Raw genomic sequence first — 19,053 nt, 5'->3', positions numbered from 1 at the left:
CCAAAACCCGCTGGGCGATGTCAGTGGCGGTCCGTAGGCTCGCCGGTGATGCCGACGACACGTGCAAGCACCAAGGATCGTTCCTCCGTACGGACGTTGCTCCGCCTGTGGCCCTACGTGCGCCCGGTGCGGGTGCGGTTGTTCACCGCCGCGTTCGTCGCCGTCGTGGCCTCGTGCACGGGACTGGTGATCCCCCTCGTGCTGAAGTGGATGGTGGACGGCCCGGTCGCCGACCGGGACCCGGCCGGGGTCTGGCTGGGCGCGCTGTACCTGCTGCTGCTCGGCATCGGGGAGTCGGCGCTGTTCGGACTGCGGCGGTGGCTGGTGGCCCGGCCGCTGGCCCATGTCGAGGCGGAGATGCGCTCGGGCCTCTACCGGCACCTCCAGCGGCTGCCGGTGGCCTTCCACGACCGCTGGCCCTCCGGACAGCTGCTGTCCCGGGCCACCACGGATCTGATGCTGCTGCGGATGTTCCTCGCCTTTCCGCTGACGTTCCTGCTGGTCAACGGGGTGACGATCATCATCGGCGTGATCATCATGCTGATGCAGGACTGGTCGCTGGGGCTGGTGATCCTCGGGCCCGCGATCCCCGTGATGGTGATGTGCGTGGTCTTCGAGCACCGGTACGCGATCGTGGCGCGGCAGGCGCAGGACCAGGTGGGTGATCTGACGACGGTCGTCGAGGAGAGCGTCCTCGGGATCCGCATCATCAAGGGGTTCGGCCGGCACCGCAGTCAGGCGCGGGCGTTCCGGGAGCTGTCGCGGACGCTGCGCGGGACGGAACTGCGCAAGGCGCGGCTGCTGGCGACGATCTGGGCGGTCATCGTGACGCTCCCCGAGGTGGCCATCGGGGCGGCGCTGGTGCTCGGGGCGGTGCAGGTGGCGGACGGGGACCTGTCGGCGGGGACGCTGGTCGCCTTCCTGTCCACGGCGCTGGCCCTGCGGTGGCCGGTGGACTCCATCGGGTTCCTGCTGGCGATGAGCCAGGAGGCGGCGACGGCCACCCAGCGGTACTTCGAGGTGATGGACGCGGAGCCGGAGGAGCGCGGCCCGGCGGCGCGGGAGGCGGCCGCGCCCGCCCGCGCCGAGGACGGCTTGCTGTTCGACGGGGTCGTCTTCCGGTACCCCGACGCCGAACCGGACTCCCCTCCCACTCTCGTGCGGGTCGATCTGCATGTGCGGGCCGGGGAGTCCATGGCGCTCGTGGGCGCCACCGGGAGCGGGAAGACCACCCTCACCGCGCTCGTGCCGCGGCTGCACGAGGTGACGTCCGGGCGGATCCTGCTCGACGGCGAGGACGTCACCGCGATGTCCCGGGAGGAGCTGCGGGCGAAGGTCGCCGTGGCCTTCGAGGAGCCGACGCTGTTCTCCGCGAGCGTCGGGGAGAACGTGCTGATGGGGGCGGACGCCGACGCGGGCGCCCAGGAGCTGGAGCGGGCGCTCGCCGTGGCGCAGGCCGACTTCGTGCACGCGCTGCCGCAGGGGACGCTGACCCAGGTCGGCGAGCAGGGGCTGAGCCTGTCCGGCGGGCAGCGCCAGCGGCTCGCGCTCGCGCGGGCGGTCGTGGGGCGGCCCCGGTTCCTCGTCCTCGACGACCCGCTGTCCGCGCTGGACGTCCACACGGAGGCCGCCGTGGAGGCCGCGCTGCGCCAGGTCCTCGCCGACACCACCGCGCTGATCGTGGCCCACCGCCCGTCGACCGTGCTGCTCGCCGACCGGGTCGCCCTGCTGTCGGGCGGCCGGATCACCGCCGTGGGCACCCACCAGGAACTGCTGCGCACCAACGCCGAGTACGCGCACCTGATGTCCGGCGAGACGAGCGACGTGACGTCGGGCGCGACGGCCGGCGCCCCGTCCCGGGACCAGGAGGACGACCGCCGATGACCGCCCCCACGACCCCCACCCCCTCCGCCACCGCCGAGGACACCGGGCGCGAGCACGAGCAGCCGCCCGCGCGGGGCGACGGCGACCCCTTCGACCGGGACGTCCTGCCCACCCCGCCGGGCGCCACGGCGGCCCTGCTGCGCTCGCTGCTCGCGCCGATGAAGGCGCGCGTCGCCCTCACCACGCTCCTGCTGCTGCTCCAGCAGGCGGCCGTGCAGGCGGGCCCGCTGCTGGTGGCGTACGCCATCGACCGCGCCGTGCCGGCCTTCCGCGACGACGACCACGGCCCGCTCGCCGCCGTGGCCGCCGGATACCTGCTGTGCGCGCTGGCCTCCGGCGGGCTGCAGTACGCGTTCCTGATCGTCTCGGCCCGCGTCAACCAGGACGTGCTGCTGGACCTGCGCGGCCGGATCTTCCGGCACGCGCAGGCGCTGAGCGTCGACTTCCACGAGCGCTACACCTCGGGCCGGCTGATCTCCCGCTCCACCACGGACGTGGAGTCCCTGCGCGAACTGCTCAACGAGGGGCTCCAGGAACTGATCACGGTCGTCCTGTCCTTCGTCCTCATCTCGGCCATGCTGCTCTGGCTGGACCTGGGGCTGGGGGCCGTGGCGGTGGCGTCCTTCGTGCCGCTGCACTTCCTGGTGCGGATCTACCAGCGGCGCGCGAAGGCGGTGTACCGGGCGCGGTCCACCGCGATCGCGGCCGTGATCGTGAAGTTCGTGGAGACGATGAACGGCATCCGCCCGGTGCGCGCGTTCCGCCGCGAGGACGTCAACGACGCCGAGTTCCGCACGCTGAACCAGCGGCACGAGCGGACCAACGGCGACGCGCTCCTGGAGATGGCCCGGTACGTCGTCGGCTCCCGGCTGGTCGCCAACACCTCCGTCGCGCTGATCGTGCTGTGGGGGGCCTACCGGGTCGCGGACGGCACCCTGGCGCTGGGCGTGCTGGCGGCGGCGGTGCTGTACCTGCGGCGGCTGTACGACCCGATCGACCGGCTCGCCATGTTCCTCAACTCCTACCAGTCGGCGGCGGCCTCGCTGGAGAAGATCGCGGGGCTGCTCGCCCAGACGCCGTCCGTGCCCGAGCCGTCCGCGCCCCGGGAGCTGCCCGGCCGGCAGGGCGGACTCCCCGGCCGGGAGGTCGTGTTCGACGCGGTCGGCTTCGGCTACCGCACCGGCGGCGAGGTGCTGCCCCGCTTCGACCTGACCCTGCCGGCCGGGCAGACGGTCGCGGTGGTCGGCTCCACCGGCGCCGGCAAGTCCACGCTGGCCAAGCTCCTCGCCCGCTTCTACGATCCCAGCGCCGGCCGGATCCTTCTGGACGGCGTCGACCTGCGCGATCTCGCGGTGCCCGAGCTGCGGCGCGGCGTGGTGATGGTGACGCAGGAGGCGTTCCTGTTCTCCGGCACGGTCGCCGAGAACATCGCGATCGGCCGGCCGGAGGCGAGCCGGGAGGACATCGAGCGGGCGGCGAAGGCCATCGGCGCGCACGAGTTCATCAGCGCGCTGCCCGACGGCTACGACACGGACGTACGCAAGCGGGGCGGCCGCATCTCCGCCGGTCAGCGCCAACTGGTGGCCTTCGCGAGGGCGTTGCTCGCCGATCCGGCGGTGCTGATCCTCGACGAGGCGACCAGCTCGCTCGACGTGCCGGGCGAGCGGGCCGTGCAGGCGGCGATGGCGACGGTGCTCAAGGGCCGTACGGCGGTGGTGATCGCGCACCGGCTGTCCACCGTGGAGATCGCCGACCGGGTGCTCGTCATGGAGCACGGCCGGATCGTCGAGGACGGCAGTCCGGCCGAGCTCGTCGCGGGCACGGGCCGGTTCGCGGATCTGCACCGGGCGTGGCGGGACAGTCTGGCGTGACGCGCGCCGAAGGAGTCGTGAGGACCGGCAGGGGGGACAGTTGATCGACGCGTACGAGGACCCGGGGACGCCCGACCGCCGTGGCGGCGCCCGGTACCTGTGGTGGCTGGTGTGCCGGCAGCCCGGGCGGTCGGTGGCCGGCGCGGTGCTGGGCAGCGTCTGGCTGGTGCTGATGGCGTCGGCGCCGTACCTGCTGTCGAAGGCCGTCGACGAGGGGCTGGAGCCCGGCGACACGGCCGCGCTGGCCGGCTGGACGACCGCACTGTTCGTGGTCGGCGCGGGCAACGCCTGGGTGAGCATCATGCGGCACCGCACGATGACGCGCGTGCGCATGGACGCCAACTTCCGCACGGTGAAGGTGGTCGTGGGGCAGGCGGTGCGGCTGGGCGCCGCGCTGCCGCGCCGGGTCGGGGCCGGTGAGGTCGTCACGGTCGGGGTGGGCGACGTGGGCACCGTCGCTTCGTCGCTGACGGTGATCGGACCGGGCGTCGGCTCACTCGTGGTGTACGTCGTCGTCGCCGGGCTGTTGCTGTCCGTCTCGCCGCTGCTCGCGGGGGTGGTGCTGCTGGGGATGCCGGTGGTGGCGGTGCTGGTCGGGCCGCTGATGGCACGGTTGCAGGGCGCGGAGAGCGAGTACCGGGAGCGGCAGGGCGTGCTCACCGCCCGCATCGGCGACCTCGCGGGCGGGCTGCGCGTGCTCAACGGGCTCGGCGGCAAGCGGTTGTTCGCGGACGCCTTCGCCCGTGACTCGCAGCGGCTGCGCGCCCAGGGGTACCGGGTCGGCTCGGTCACCAGCTGGATGCAGGCGCTGGGCGTGGGGCTGCCGACGGTGTTCCTCGCGGTGGTGACCTGGCTGGCGGCCCGGCTCGCCGCCCAAGGGGAGCTGACCGTGGGCGAGTTGGTCTCGGTGTACGGCTATGTCGCCGTGCTGGTCGGCCCGGTGGCGTTCCTCGTGGAGATGGGCTACGAACTCAGCCGGGGTGTGGTGGCCGCCCGCCGGGTCGTACGGCTGCTGCGGCTGGAGCCCGAGCCGGACACCGGGACCGCCGAAGCGCCCGCCGAGCCGTCGGTGCTGGAGGACCCCGCGTCGGGTGTGCGGGTCGCGCCGGGCCGGCTGACCGCGCTGGCGGGCGCCCGGCCCGCCGACGCCGCCGAGGTCGTCGACCGGCTGGGCCGGTACACGCCGTCGGACGTCACCTGGGGCGGCGTGCGGCTCGACACGGTCGCTCTGGAGCAGGTCCGGGCGCGCATCCTGGTCGCCGACAACGAGGCCGACCTGTTCGCGGGCAGCCTGCGCGAGGTGGTGGGCGGCCGGCGGGAACGCTCACCGGAGGAGGAGCGGCGGGCGCTGCGGGCGGCGGCCGCCGAGGACGTCGTGCAGGGGCTCCCGGAGGGGCTCGACTCGCCCGTGGCGGCGCAGGGCCGCAGTCTCTCCGGCGGTCAGCGGCAGCGTGTCCGGCTGGTGCGGGCGCTGCTCGCCGACCCGGAGGTGCTGCTCGCCGTCGAGCCGACGTCGGCGCTGGACGCGCACACGGAGGCCGCGATCGCCGGACGTCTGCGCGCGGCGCGGGCCGGCCGCACGACCGTCGTCACCAGCACCTCCCCGCTGCTGCTGGACCACGCCGACACCGTCCACTACCTGGTGGACGGCAAGGTGGCGGCGAGCGGCCCGCACCGGAGGCTCCTGGCGACGGAGCCGGGCTACCGGGCGCTGGTGGCGCGGGACCCGGACGACGACGCGGACGACGGGGGCGCCGCAGGCGAGGTGAGGGCGCGGGGCGGGCAGGCCGCGCCGGGCGCCGAGGGTACCGAAGGTGTCGAGGAGGTTCTGCGGTGACGGCGGGCGGCGGGGGCGTGGCGGCGGACGACGGGCGGGGCGCGGGGCGGCTTCCCGTCGCCGGGCCGGGCGAGGTGCGGCGGGCCGTGGGGCGGCTGGTGCGGGCGGACGGGCGGGCCTTCGCCGTCGTCCTCGCGCTGAACTCGCTGGCCGCCGCGGCCGGTCTGGCCGGCCCCTGGCTGCTGGGCCGGATCGTCGACACGGTGCGGGAGGGCGGCGGGGTCGGCGCGGTGGACCGGCTGGCGGCGGCCATCCTGGTGTGCGCGCTGGCCCAGCTGCTGCTGGCGCGCTGGGCCCGGTACGCGGGGCACCGCTTCGGGGAGCGCACGCTCGCCCGGGTGCGGGAGCAGTTCGTCGACCGGGCGCTGTCGTTGCCGGCGTCGGTCGTGGAGCGCGCCGGGGCCGGTGATCTGACCATGCGCGGCACCGCCGACGTGGCCGCCGTGGGCGCCACCCTGCGCGACGCCGGTCCCGAGCTGCTGGTGTCCTCGGTGCAGGCGCTGTTCCTGATCGGCGCGGTGTTCCTGGTCGACCCGCTGCTCGGCGCGGTCGGGGTGCTCGGGCTCACGCCGATCCTGATCGTGCTGCGCTGGTATCTGCGGCGGGCGCGGGCCGGCTATCTGGCCGAGGGCGCGGCCACCTCCGAGGTCGCCGAGATCCTCGCCGCGACGGCGACGGGGGCGCGTACGGTCGAGGCGTTCCGGCTGCGGGAGCGGCGGGTCGCGGCCAGCCGGGAGGCGCTGGAGACCTCGCGGCGGGCCCGCTTCCACACCCTGTACCTGCGGTCGGTGTTCTTCCCGGTGATCGAGGTGTCGTACTCGCTGCCGGTGGCGGGCGTCCTGTTGCTGGGCGGGGCGCTGCACGCGCGGGGCACGGTGAGCCTGGGGGCGGTGGTGGCGGCGGCGCTGTATCTGCGCCAGTTCACCGGGCCGCTGGACGAGATCCTGATGCGGGTGGACCAACTCCAGAGCAGCGGGGCCTCGTTCGCCCGCGTGGAGGGGCTGGGCGCTGCGTCGCGGCCGGTGGGGGCGGCCGCCGGTGCGCCGGACTCCGCCCCGGCTCATGTCCCGGCGGACGACCTGATCGAGATGACGGACGTGCGGTTCGCCTACGAGCGGGGCGGCGAGGTGCTGCGCGGGGTCGACCTGACCGTGCGGCCGGGTGAGCGGCTCGCGGTCGTCGGCCCGTCCGGCGCGGGGAAGTCCACGCTGAGCCGGCTGATCGCGGGCGTGGACGCGCCCACGGCGGGCTCGGTGACGGTCGGCGGGGTGCCGGTGGCGGAGCTGGCGCCGGAGGTGCTGCGCCGGCAGGTCGTGCTGGTCACCCAGGAGCACCACGTGTTCATCGGCACGGTTCGCGACAATCTGCTGATCGCCGAACCGGCCGCGACCGACGAGCAGTTGTGGGCCGCGCTGACGGCCGTCGGCGCCGAGGGCTGGGTGCGGGAGCTGCCCGGCGGCCTCGACGCGGAGCTGGGCGCGGACCGGGGCCGTACGGACGGCTCCCGGGCGCAGCAACTCGCGCTGGCGCGTGTGGTGTTGGCGGACCCGCACACGCTGATCCTGGACGAGGCGACGGCGCTGCTGGATCCGACGACCGCCCGGCACACCGAGCGCGCCCTGGCCGCGGTCCTGCGCGGCCGGACGGTCATCGCGATCGCCCACCGGCTGCACACCGCGCACGACGCGGACCGGGTGGCCGTGATGGAGGACGGGCGGCTCGCCGAACTCGGCACGCACGAGGAGCTGGTGGCGGCCGGGGGCCCGTACGCGGCGCTGTGGGGGACGTGGCACGGGGAGCCGGGGAACTGACAACCGGGGGAAGGGAGTTCAAGGCCGGATCCGGGTGGCTCATCCGTATATCGAACATGAACTCCCGGTCAACGAACCGTTTCCGGCCAACTTTCTGACGCGCTCCTGACAGACAGCGCTGCCACCTGCCACTCTTCCCCCTGCTACTGCACAGCAACCCCACAGCATCACCCCGTTCTGCGTACCGCCCCAAGACGTCAAGACGTCTACGTCGTGCCCGGACGGCCGATCCGTCGTCCGGTCTCCCCTGGCCGCGTGATCCGCGGCCGCGCAGAAGGAGTCAGTGTGAGCAGCAGTTCTCGCAGACGCACCCCCCACACCCCTTACCGCAGAGCCACGGCCGCCGCGCTGGTCGGCGTGGCGGCGCTCCTCGCCACCGCCGTGCAGTCCGGCGCGGCGACCGCCGCCCCCACCGAGGCCCCGAAGGCGGCCGGCCAGGCGGCCCCGGGCTCGGAGTCGATCCGGCTCTCCCCCGCCCAGCGCGCCGCGCTGATACGCGACGCGAACGCCGACAAGGCGCAGACCGCCAAGGAGCTGGGCCTGGGCGCCCAGGAGGCGCTGGTCGTCCGTGACGTCGTCAAGGACGGGAACGGCACGGTCCACACGCGTTACGAGCGCACCTACGCGGGCCTGCCCGTCCTCGGCGGCGACCTGGTCGTCGAGAGCACCCCGGCCGGCGCCACCGAGAGCGTCGTCAAGGCCACGCGCGCGGCCATCGCGCCGGCGACCACCACGGCCAAGCTGCCCGCCGCGAAGGCCCAGGCGCAGGCGCTGGCGGCCGCCAAGGCCGAGTCCGCGAAGAACCCCGGCGTCAACCGTGAGCCCCGCAAGGTGATCTGGGCGGCGAACGGCAAGCCGACGGTGGCCTACGAGACGGTCGTCGGCGGGTTCCAGCACGACGGCACCCCGCAGGAGCTGCACGTCGTCACGGACGCCACCACGGGCGCGAAGCTGTACGAGTGGGAGGCGATCGAGACCGGCGTCGGCAACACGGTGTACAGCGGTCAGGTCACGCTCACCACCACGCAGTCCGGGTCGACGTACAACCTGACCGACGGCGCGCGCGGCGGCCACAAGACCTACAACCTCAACCGCGGCACCTCCGGGACCGGCACGCTGTTCTCCGGCCCCGACGACGTGTGGGGCAACGGCAGCGCCTCGAACCTGGAGTCGGCCGGCGCGGACGCCCACTACGGCGCTCAGCTGACGTGGGACTACTACAAGAACGTGCACGGCCGTTCGGGCATCCGCGGTGACGGCGTCGGCGCGTACTCCCGCGTCCACTACGGCAGCAACTACGTCAACGCGTTCTGGTCGGACGACTGCTTCTGCATGACGTACGGCGACGGCTCCGGCAACGCCAACCCGCTGACGGCGATCGACGTGGCCGCGCACGAGATGACGCACGGGCTCACGTCCAACACGGCCGGCCTCCGGTACTCCGGCGAGTCCGGCGGTCTGAACGAGGCGACGTCCGACATCTTCGGCTCGACCGTCGAGTTCTACGCGAACAACTCCTCCGACGTCGGTGACTACCTCATCGGCGAGGAGATCAACATCAACGGCGACGGCACGCCGCTGCGTTACATGGACAAGCCGAGCAAGGACGGCTCGTCCAAGGACAGTTGGTACTCCGGTCTCGGCGGGATCGACGTGCACTACTCGTCCGGTCCGGCGAACCACTTCTTCTACCTGCTGGCCGAGGGCAGCGGCGCGAAGACGATCAACGGCGTGTCCTACAACTCGCCCACGTCGGACGGGCTCCCGGTCACCGGCATCGGCCGCGACAAGGCGGAGAAGATCTGGTTCCGCGCCCTGACGACCAAGTTCGTCTCCAACACCAACTACGCGGGCGCCCGCACCGGCACCCTCGCGGCGGCCGGTGAGCTGTACGGCACCACCTCCGCCGAGTACACGGCGGTGGCGAACGCCTGGGCGGCCATCGCGGTCGGCTCGCGTCCCGGCGGCGGTGGCGGTGGCGGCACCTCGTTCGAGAACACGGCCGACGTGTCGATCCCGGACAACGGCGCGGCCGTCGAGTCGCCGGTCACCGTCTCGGGCCGCACGGGCAACGCCCCGTCCAACCTCGCGGTGGCCGTGGACATCGTCCACACCTACATCGGCGACCTCCAGGTGCAGCTGATCGCCCCGGACGGCTCCGCGTACACGCTGAAGGCGTACGGAACCGGCGGCAGCACGGACAACATCAACACCACGTACACCGTGAACGCGTCCTCCGAGGTCGCCAACGGTGTCTGGAAACTGAGGGTCCAGGACAACGCCGCGCGGGACACCGGCTACATCAACAGCTGGAAGCTGACCTTCCCGTAGGCCGCTGCCAGGAGGCCTCTCCACCAGGTCATTTGAGGCCCACCCCCCACATACAGGGCACCGTCCCGGAGGTTCGACTCCCCGGGGCGGTGCCCTCTTTTGCCCGCCGATTGCCTTCGTCCTGTTGGCCTTTTACCGGCGTCGAGCCCCTTAACACGGCAGCAACATTCGCCGGTTGGTCATTTTCCGGCCAACATCACCACACCCTCATGACATGTACGCGACTTGGTGCCAATCTTCCTTCCACCTGCCGCACAACTTCACAGCAGCACCGGCCGGCCTCCCCACGCCGACCGGCAGCCCCCACATCCAAGGAGCTTGTGTGACCTCCCTCTACGCGCGTCACAAGCGCACCTCTCTGGCCATCGCCACCGCCGTCGCGGCCGGAGCCCTCGTCACCACCGGCCTGACCGCCGGCACCGCCGCCGCGCAGTCGCCGGCGGAATCCACGAGCGCCAAGCCGCTCGCCGTGCCCACCGCGCTGGCCCCCGCCGCGCGCACCGCGCTCATCAAGGACAAGCAGGCCGAGGCCCCCGCGACCGCACAGGAGATCGGCCTGGGCGCGCAGGAGAAGCTGGTCGTCCGTGACGTCGTCAGAGACGCCGACGGCACCGTCCACACCCGCTACGAGCGCACCTACGCGGGCCTGCCGGTCCTCGGCGGCGACCTGGTCGTCCACGAGTCGGCCGCCGGTGTCGAGCAGGGCGTCAGCAAGGCGACGAACGCCGCCATCAAGGTCGCCTCGACCAGCGCGGCGCTGCCCGCGGCGAAGGCCGAGTCGCAGGCGCTGTCCCTGGCCAAGGCCGCGGGCTCGCAGGACACCGACGCCTCCCGCGCCCCCCGCAAGGTGGTCTGGGCGGGCAACGGCAGCAAGCCGACCCTCGCCTACGAGACGGTCGTCGGCGGCCTCCAGGACGACGGCACCCCGAACGAGCTGCACGTCATCACCGACGCGGCCACCGGCGCGAAGCTCTACGAGTACCAGGGCATCGAGACCGGCACCGGCAAGAGCCTCTACTCCGGCACCGTCACCCTCGGCACCTCCCTGTCGGGTTCGACGTACCAGCTGAACGACACCGGTCGCGGCGGCCACAAGACGTACAACAAGGCCCGCAGCACCAGCAGTTCGGCGGGCACGCTGTTCACGGACGCGGACGACACCTGGGGCACCGGCGCGGCCTCCAGCTCCTCCACGGACCAGACGGCGGCGGTGGACGCGGCCTACGGCGCCCAGACCACCTGGGACTTCTACAAGAACACCTTCGGCCGCAACGGCATCAAGAACAACGGTGTCGCCGCGTATTCCCGCGTCCACTACGGCAGCGCGTACGTCAACGCCTTCTGGGACGACAGCTGCTTCTGCATGACCTACGGCGACGGCGAGGGCAACACCAAGCCGCTCACCTCGCTGGACGTGGCCGGCCACGAGATGACCCACGGCGTCACCTCGAACACGGCGGGCCTGAACTACTCCGGTGAGTCCGGCGGTCTCAACGAGGCCACCTCCGACATCTTCGGCACGGCGGTGGAGTTCTACGCCGCGAACACCAAGGACGTCGGCGACTACCTCATCGGCGAGAAGATCAACATCAACGGCGACGGCACCCCGCTGCGCTACATGGACCAGCCGAGCAAGGACGGCGCGTCGGCCAACTACTGGTCGTCGTCGCTGAAGAACCTGGACGTGCACTACTCGTCCGGCCCGGCGAACCACTTCTTCTACCTGCTGTCCGAGGGCAGCGGCGCGAAGACGATCAACGGCGTGTCCTACAACTCGCCGACCTCCAACGGCTCGACGATCACCGGCATCGGTCGCGCCAAGGCGGTCCAGATCTGGTACAAGGCCCTGACCTCGTACATGACCTCGACCACCAACTACGCGGGCGCCCGCACCGCGACCCTCAACGCGGCCTCGGCGCTGTACGGCTCCACCAGCACCGAGTACAAGACGGTGGCGGCGGCCTGGTCTGCGGTCAACGTCGGCTGAATCACCGCAAGTTGACTGAGGGCGGCACCCGGAAGCTGGACGCACCGGGTGCCGCCCTTACTCTTGGGTCCCATGTCTGCTGGGGAGTTCACGTACGACGACGTCGGCGCGACGCGCGAGCGTCCTGGGCACTGCCCGCCGGGGTTCCACGCCCTGCACGTGCGCACCCGCCTCGGCGAGGGCGAGGCCGTCTTCCGCCGCGCCGCCGAGGCGGTCCTCAGCTGGGAGATGCACCGCGCTCTGGGCGTCGGCGTCACGGCCTCCGCCGACCGCGCCGCGCCCGACGTGGACGTCACCGTCACCCTGGCCGGCATGATCAAGGCGCCCTGCCGCGTCGTGTGGACGCTGGAGGAACGCCGCCGGGCCGGCTGGGCCTACGGCACCCTCCCCGGCCACCCCGAGTCCGGCGAGGAGTCCTTCGTCGTGGACCGCACCGGCGACGGCACCGTGTGGCTCACCGTCTCGGCGTTCAGCCGCCCGGCGAAGTGGTACTCCCGGGCGGGCGGCCCGGCGACCCGCGGCCTGCAGCAGGCGTACGCCCGGCGATGCGGGGCGGTGCTCCGGGAACTGGCGGCGGGACCGGACAAGGAGTAGACGGGCTTCCCGGCTAGCAAGGTGACCTCCCGTCAGGTACGGGACACCACTCCGCACTCATCCCCGCGGCCGGTGGTGATGTCCCTGCTGCGGTCGTAGGGGTCCACAGTCGGTCCGCTCGGAGCCGCTCCCGTGGGGCCGCCCGTCGCGAAGTAGGGGTGCATGTAGCCGTCGTGGACGTCGCAGGCGGAGTTGCCGATGTCCTGGTGGTAGTTCCGCACGGAGATCTTCCCCGGCGTGACGAGGTACTTCGCGGGGTCGGACAGCTGGACGTCCAGCACGCGACGGACGATGACGCGGGACACCTCGGTGGCGCCCTTCCCGGCCCGCGTCAGGGGATAGACGAAGGTGTAGTCGGCGTGCACGGCGACGGAGGCGTCCTTGCCCGCTGCGAACGTCATCCGTCCCCGGGTCTTGACCACGTCGCCGGCGAGGCGCAGTTCGCGGGGATCGAAGCGGCTGAACATCAACAGCGGGTCGTGTTCCTCGTCCGGCCTGCTCAGCGCGGTGTTCAGCCGGGTGTGCAGGTCCTTCTGCTGCGGATCGATCACGTCGAGGGCGGTCTCGGGGCGTCCGCCCCGCAGGGTGACCGGGTCGAGGTTCGCGTCGACGAGGAGCTTCTTGGTCTGCCGCAGCGCCTGCTCCACCTGGGCCTTGGACCACCTGCCGACCGCGGTCGCCTCGGGCAGGACGATGCCCGCCTCTCCGTCGGCCCAGCGCAGCGCGGGGGACCCCGCGAACGGCCGGTCCACCGTGGGCCGGCCGGGGCCGGCCTCACCGGGCGCTCCGGTCGGGGCCGCGGTCTCCGCCGGCAGGGGCGACGCGGAGATGGCCTCCGGCTCGCCGCCGAAGGGGTCCCCGGACAGCAGCGAGGGCCGCATCGCGACGACGGCCAGCGCGATCGCCACGGGCACACCGACGAACGCCCACGTCCAGCGCCTGCGGTCCACCCGCGCTTCCGTCCCCCTCGGGGCCGGTCCGGTGCGCCAGCCCGCGGGCACTTCGCCTCGCGCGTCCTGCTGCCGCAGACGCTCCGTGACCATACGGGCCCGCGCCGACGGCTCCTTGCGGACGGAGGCGCCCGCACCCCGCTCGCTCTCCTCGAGAAAGGCCCGCAGTTCCTCATCGGATATGGACGAACCACTTCCGGATTCATCGTCCGGAGATCTACCCACCACTCCGACGCACACCTTCCCCATGCTCGAACGGTTGTCCTCAACCAGGCGAGATTACTGGGTGGTTGGCGTCGATCATGCCGGATTCACGCCGGACGGGCCGTGCCGGGCGGGCATCCGGCACGGCCGCGTCGAGCAGAGGGGCGCCGAGGCGTCCCGTCAGCGCATCAGAACGCCCGCTCCCTCCCCCGCGTCCTCCAACGGCGTTGCCATCAGCCCCAGTTCGGCGTTGGTCGCCAGAAGGGGATGGGTGGGGAGCACGCGGACCGTGTAGCCGTAGGGGCCGGTGCGGTCGAGGGAGAGCGGGCCCTCGTAGGTCCAGCGGTTGCCGGAATCGGGAGCTCCGGCCGGTTTCAGGGGAACCGTCGTCGCGTCCGTGATGCGGTCCTCCTCGTCGACGCGCCCCGAGACGGCCTGCACCTCGACGTCGTCGGGGGTGAGGTCGCCGAGGCTCAGACGGACGCGGAGGGCGAGGGTGGTGCCCAGTTCGGCCGTGGGGGTGGCCGCGGAGGTCTCGACGTGGTCGACGGTCACGCCCTGCCAGGCGGCGCGCACCCGCGCCTTCCAGGCGGCCAGGTCGCGGGCCGCGTCCGGGGTGAGGGCGCGGTGCGCCTGGGCGGCCGGCGCGTAGAGGCGTTCGACGTACTCGCGGACCATCCGGCCGGCCAGCACCTTCGGGCCGAGCAGGGTGAGGGTCCGGCGGACCATCTCGATCCAGCGGTCGGGCAGCCCCTGCCGTCCGCGCTCGTAGAAGCGGGGCGTCACCCGCTGCTCCAGCAGGTCGTAGAGGGCCGCCGCCTCCACGGCGTCACGGTGGTCGGGGTCGGTGCCGGCGCCGTCCGCGGTGGGGATCGCCCAGCCGAAGTCGGGCTGGAACCACTCGTCCCACCAGCCGTCCAGGACGGACAGGTTCAGACAGCCGTTCAGCGCGGCCTTCATCCCGGACGTGCCGCAGGCCTCCAGCGGGCGCAGCGGGTTGTTCAGCCAGATGTCGCAGCCGGGGTACAGCTTCTGCGCCATCGCCATGCCGTAGTCGGGGAGGAAGACGATGCGGTGGCGGACCCGGGGGTCGTCGGCGAACCGGACGAGTTCCTGGACGAGCCGCTTCCCGCCGTCGTCGGCGGGGTGCGCCTTGCCGGCGACCACGATCTGCACCGGGCGCTCCGGGTGCAGCAGCAGGTTCCGCAGCCGGTCGCGGTCGCGCAGCATGAGCGTCAGCCGCTTGTACGACGGGACGCGGCGCGCGAACCCGATGGTGAGGACGTCCGGGTCGAGCACGCCGTCGATCCAGCCCAGCTCCGCCGTCCCCGCGCCCCGCTGCCGCCAGGAGGCCCGCAGCCGCGCCCGTACCTCCTGGACGAGCTGTTCGCGCAGGTCGCGCCGGAGGTCCCAGACGTCCTGGTCGGGAATGTCGGCGACGGAGTCCCACCGCTCGGAGCCGCCGACGCTGAGCGCGTCCTCGGTGCGGTGCACGCCGATCTGCCGGGCGCCGAGCCGCAGCACCTCCGGGGCCACCCAGGTCGGGGCGTGCACGCCGTTGGTGACGGAGGTGATCGGCACCTCGTCGGGGTCGAACCCGGGCCACAGGCCGGCGAACATCTCCCGGCTGACCTGGCCGTGCAGCAGGGAGACGCCGTTGGCGCGCTGGGCCAGGCGCAGGCCCATCACGGCCATGTTGAACAGGTTGGCCTCGCCGCCGGGGTAGGTCTCCCTGCCCAGGCTCAGGACGCGGCCGACGTCCAGGCCGGGGAGCTCCGCGTGCGGGCCGAAGTGCCGGGCGACGAGATCCCGGTCGAAGCGGTCGATGCCGGCGGGGACGGGCGTGTGGGTGGTGAAGACGGTGCCGGCGCGGACCGCCTCCAGGCCGGAGTCGAAGTCGAGCCCCTCGGCACACAGCTCGGCGATCCGCTCCAGGCCGAGGAAGCCGGCGTGCCCCTCGTTGGTGTGGAAGACCTCGGGTTCGGCGTGGCCGGTGAGCCGGCAGTACGTGCGCACCGCCCGGACACCTCCTATGCCGAGCAGCATCTCCTGGAGCAGCCGGTGCTCGCTGCCGCCGCCGTAGAGCCTGTCGGTCACCCCGCGTTCGCCGAGGTCGTTCTCCTCGACGTCGGAGTCGAGCATGAGCAGCGGGACGCGGCCGACCTGGGCCAGCCAGATCCGCGCGCGCAGCTGCCGGCCGCCGGGCAGGGCGAGGGCCACGTGCGCGGGAGTGCCGTCGGCCTCCTTGAGCAGGGTCACCGGCAGTTCGTGGGGGTCGAGGACGGGATAGTGCTCCTGCTGCCAGCCGTCCCGGGACAGGGTCTGGCGGAAGTAGCCGTGGCGGTAGAGCAGCCCGACGCCGATCAGGGGCACGCCCAGGTCGCTGGCCGCCTTGAGGTGGTCGCCGGCGAGGATGCCGAGGCCGCCTGAGTACTGGGGCAGGGCGGCGGTGACGCCGAACTCGGGTGAGAAGTAGGCGATGGCTGCGGGGAGCCCCGCGGGCTGGGTCTGGTACCAGCGGTCGCCGGTCAGGTAGTCGTGGAGGTCGTCGGCGGCGGCGGTCAGCCGGCGCAGGAAGCGGCGGTCGTCGGCCAGCTCGGCGAGGCGTGCGGGGCGCAGGCCGCCCAGCAGCCGTACCGGGTCGCCGCCGCAGGTCGCCCAGCTCTCGGGGTCGACGGACTGGAACAGGTCACGGGTTTCCGCGTGCCATGACCAGCGCAGATTGCGGGCCAGGTCGCTCAGCGGCCGGAGGGGGTCGGGCAGAAGGGGTCGGACGGTGAATCGACGGATCGCCTTCACATTCCACCTCGGCGTGCGGTTGAAGGAGGCGCACGGCACTGTGCGTCCACGTCTTCTGAAACGTTACCGGTGCGGGTGTCGCCGCCGCTGAGGGCAGGCCGATCGGGGGCCGGGGGCCTGCGGGAGGTGAGACGCGCTCTGCTCGGCCGGGCCGGGACACGGCCCGTTCTGGCCGGTTTCACCCCCGTGGGCACCTTGTCGCCCTCCACCGGGCACGAGAGGCTGCCCAGTGGCGCACACGGCACGGTTGTCGTATGCCGGTTCGAAAGGGGAAACACGGCCGGACTTACGTGTGGACATACGCGCGAGTAGTTAACAAAGTGCCGGATTGTTCACCCGAACAGGGTGGGAAGGCTCCTCCGGTACGAGACGGTACGAGACCGAGCACGACCCGAACGGAACCCCGGGACTTCCGGTCAGTTGTACGACCGGGCCGATTCCGGGTACCAGTACATCTTCGGCACCCCCACAGCAGGACCCACCTCCCCACAGCCATCCGCCCACCCCTCGTTGATGCGGACAGGAGCGGTCATGCCCGCCAGGCACCATTCGTCAGCACCCCCGACACCCCCACGCGCCAAGGGCTCCGCGAAGGAGCCCGGGCCGGCTCCCGGTGCGCGCCCCGCCGACGCCGGGCCGCCCGCCCCCGAGCGGCCCTCCGCACCCGTCGCGACCGCCGTGGGGCGCATCCCCGTCCTCGACGTCCGCCCGATGGTCCTGCACGGGCGCCGGCCCGCCAAGGCGGTCGCCGGGGAGACGTTCCAGGTCTCGGCCACCGTGTTCCGCGAGGGCCATGACGCGGTCGCCGCGAACGTGGTCCTGCGCGACCCCGAGGGCCGTCCCGGCCCCTGGACGCCGATGCGCGAGCTGGCCCCCGGCACGGACCGCTGGGGCGCCGACGTCACCCCGGACGCGCCCGGCCGCTGGACGTACACGGTGGAGGGGTGGAGCGATCCGGTCGCCACCTGGCGGCACCACGCGGAGATCAAGATCCCGGCGGGCATCGACACCGACCTCGTCCTGGAGGAGGGCGTCCGCCTCTACGAGCGGGCCGCCGCGCAGGCGCCGGAGGGTGAGCGGGAGGTCCTGCTCGCCGCGGTCGAGGCCCTGCGCGACGAGGACCGCCCGGCCGCCTCCCGGCTCGCGGGGGCCCTGGCCCCGGAGGTGGACGCCGTCCTGGCCCGCCACCCCCTGCGGGAGCTGGTCACCGCTTCGGATCCCCTGCCGCTGCTGGTGGAGCGGGAGCGGGCGTTGTACGGGTCGTGGTACGAGTTCTTCCCGCGGTCGGAGGGGACGGCGGAGCGGCCGCACGGGACGTTCCGTTCGGCGGCGAGGCGGTTGCCGGCGATCGCGGCGATGGGGTTCGACGTGGTGTATCTGCCGCCGGTGCATCCGATCGGGACGACGTTTCGCAAGGGCCGCAACAACACGCTGACGCCGGACGCGGAGGATGTGGGGGTGCCGTGGGCGATCGGGTCGCCGGAGGGCGGCCATGACGCGGTGGATCCGCAGCTGGGGACGCTGGAGGACTTCGCCTGGTTCGTTCAGCGGGCCGGGGAGCTGGGGCTGGAGGTGGCGCTGGACTTCGCGTTGCAGTGTTCGCCGGATCATCCGTGGGTGCACAAGCATCCGAAGTGGTTCCATCACCGGCCGGACGGGACGATCGCGTACGCGGAGAACCCGCCGAAGAAGTACCAGGACATCTATCCGATCGCCTTCGACGCGGACATGGACGGCCTGGTGAAGGAGACGGTGCGGGTGCTGCGGCACTGGATGGCTTCGGGGGTGCGGATCTTCCGGGTGGACAATCCGCACACCAAGCCGGTGGTGTTCTGGGAGCGGGTGATCGGCGAGGTCAACCGCCGGGACCCGGACGTGATCTTCCTGGCGGAGGCGTTCACGCGGCCGGCGATGATGCACACGCTGGCGCAGATCGGTTTCCAGCAGTCGTACACGTACTTCACCTGGCGCAACTCCAAGCAGGAGCTGACGCAGTACCTGACGGAGCTGTCGGGGGAGGCGGCCTCCTACATGCGGCCGAACTTCTTCCCCAACACCCCGGACATCCTGCACGCCTACCTCCAGCACGGCGGCCGGCCCGCCTTCGAGGTCCGCGCGGTCCTGGCCGCGACGCTGTCGCCGTCCTGGGGTATCTACAGCGGCTATGAACTGTGCGAGAACACCCCGCTGCGCGAGGGCAGCGAGGAGTACCTCGACTCGGAGAAGTACCAGCTCAAGCCCCGCGACTGGGAGGCCGCCGAACGCGAGGGCCGCACCATCGCCCCGCTGATCACCCGCCTCAACGAGATCCGGCGGGCGAATCCGGCCCTGCACCGGCTGCGCAACCTGCACTTCCACCACGCCGACCAGGAAGCGGTGATCGTCTACTCGAAGCGCAGCGGTTCGAACACGGTTCTGGTGGTCGTCAACCTCGACCCCCACCACACCCAGGAGGCCACGGTCTCGTTGGACATGCCGCAACTCGGCCTGGAACGGCACGAGTCGGTGCCGGTGCGAGACGAGCTCACCGGCGAGACCTACTACTGGGGCAGGGCCAACTACGTGCGTCTCGAACCGGGCATCCGTCCCGCGCACGTCCTCACCGTCCTGCGACCGTCCAACCCGCAGATCGGAGGGTCACCCACACGATGATCGTCAACGAGCCCGTTCAGGACACGTTCGAAGACACCCCCGCCAAGGACCGCGACCCCGACTGGTTCAAACGCGCGGTCTTCTACGAGGTCCTCGTCCGCTCCTTCCAGGACAGCAACGGCGACGGCGTCGG

General features: G+C 72.5%; 10 protein-coding genes. 8 read left to right on the top strand and 2 right to left on the bottom strand.

Going from position 1 to position 19,053, the window contains the following annotated elements; translation table 11 throughout:
• The first annotated feature begins 48 nt into the window (after positions 1-48).
• The 7 genes from ACFYXA_RS30410 to ACFYXA_RS30380 all read left to right on the top strand — a co-directional run bounded on the left by ACFYXA_RS30410 (position 49) and on the right by ACFYXA_RS30380 (position 12,315).
• Entirely contained in the window at positions 49-1,884 is a 1,836-nt protein-coding gene (locus ACFYXA_RS30410; RefSeq protein ID WP_389038950.1) for an ABC transporter ATP-binding protein, read from the top strand.
• Positions 1,881-3,755 carry an ABC transporter ATP-binding protein gene (locus tag ACFYXA_RS30405; protein WP_389038947.1) on the top strand — a complete coding sequence of 625 codons (1,875 nt, stop codon included), beginning with the start codon at positions 1,881-1,883 and terminating at the stop codon, positions 3,753-3,755. The genes ACFYXA_RS30410 and ACFYXA_RS30405 overlap by 4 nt, the downstream gene beginning before the upstream one ends.
• A gap of 40 nt (positions 3,756-3,795) precedes the next feature.
• On the top strand, positions 3,796-5,592 hold the full coding sequence (locus ACFYXA_RS30400) for an ABC transporter transmembrane domain-containing protein (RefSeq protein ID WP_389038944.1): 1,797 nt from the start codon (positions 3,796-3,798) through the stop codon (positions 5,590-5,592).
• On the top strand, positions 5,589-7,403 hold the full coding sequence (locus ACFYXA_RS30395) for an ABC transporter ATP-binding protein (protein WP_389038941.1): 1,815 nt from the start codon (positions 5,589-5,591) through the stop codon (positions 7,401-7,403). The genes ACFYXA_RS30400 and ACFYXA_RS30395 overlap by 4 nt, the downstream gene beginning before the upstream one ends.
• Positions 7,404-7,688: 285 nt before the next feature.
• A complete protein-coding gene (locus tag ACFYXA_RS30390; protein ID WP_389038938.1) occupies positions 7,689-9,734 on the top strand; it encodes a M4 family metallopeptidase in 2,046 nt (681 codons plus the stop codon).
• Between the two features lie 322 nt (positions 9,735-10,056).
• Positions 10,057-11,721: a M4 family metallopeptidase gene (locus ACFYXA_RS30385; RefSeq protein ID WP_389038935.1), complete on the top strand. Its 1,665-nt coding sequence runs from the start codon at positions 10,057-10,059 to the stop codon at positions 11,719-11,721.
• Positions 11,722-11,793: 72 nt separating this feature from the next.
• Positions 11,794-12,315, top strand: coding sequence for a DUF1990 domain-containing protein (locus ACFYXA_RS30380; protein ID WP_352250097.1), 522 nt, complete (start codon positions 11,794-11,796; stop codon positions 12,313-12,315).
• 32 nt (positions 12,316-12,347) lie between these two features.
• On the opposite strand, the gene ACFYXA_RS30375 is transcribed toward ACFYXA_RS30380, so the two are convergent.
• Complete coding sequence (locus ACFYXA_RS30375) at positions 12,348-13,265, bottom strand: hypothetical protein (protein ID WP_389038931.1); 918 nt, start codon at positions 13,263-13,265, stop codon at positions 12,348-12,350.
• A gap of 384 nt (positions 13,266-13,649) precedes the next feature.
• A complete protein-coding gene (locus tag ACFYXA_RS30370; protein ID WP_389038928.1) occupies positions 13,650-16,268 on the bottom strand; it encodes a glycosyltransferase family 1 protein in 2,619 nt (872 codons plus the stop codon).
• Between the two features lie 531 nt (positions 16,269-16,799).
• Here ACFYXA_RS30370 and ACFYXA_RS30365 point away from each other — a divergent pair.
• Positions 16,800-18,920, top strand: a complete 2,121-nt coding sequence (locus ACFYXA_RS30365; protein ID WP_389038925.1) for a maltotransferase domain-containing protein — start codon at positions 16,800-16,802, stop codon at positions 18,918-18,920.
• Positions 18,921-19,053: the final 133 nt, after the last annotated feature.

The organism is Streptomyces sp. NPDC002566 (assembly GCF_042889585.1).
Classification (GTDB): Bacteria; Actinomycetota; Actinomycetes; order Streptomycetales; family Streptomycetaceae; genus Streptomyces.
This window is presented reverse-complemented; position numbering and strand designations above follow the sequence as displayed.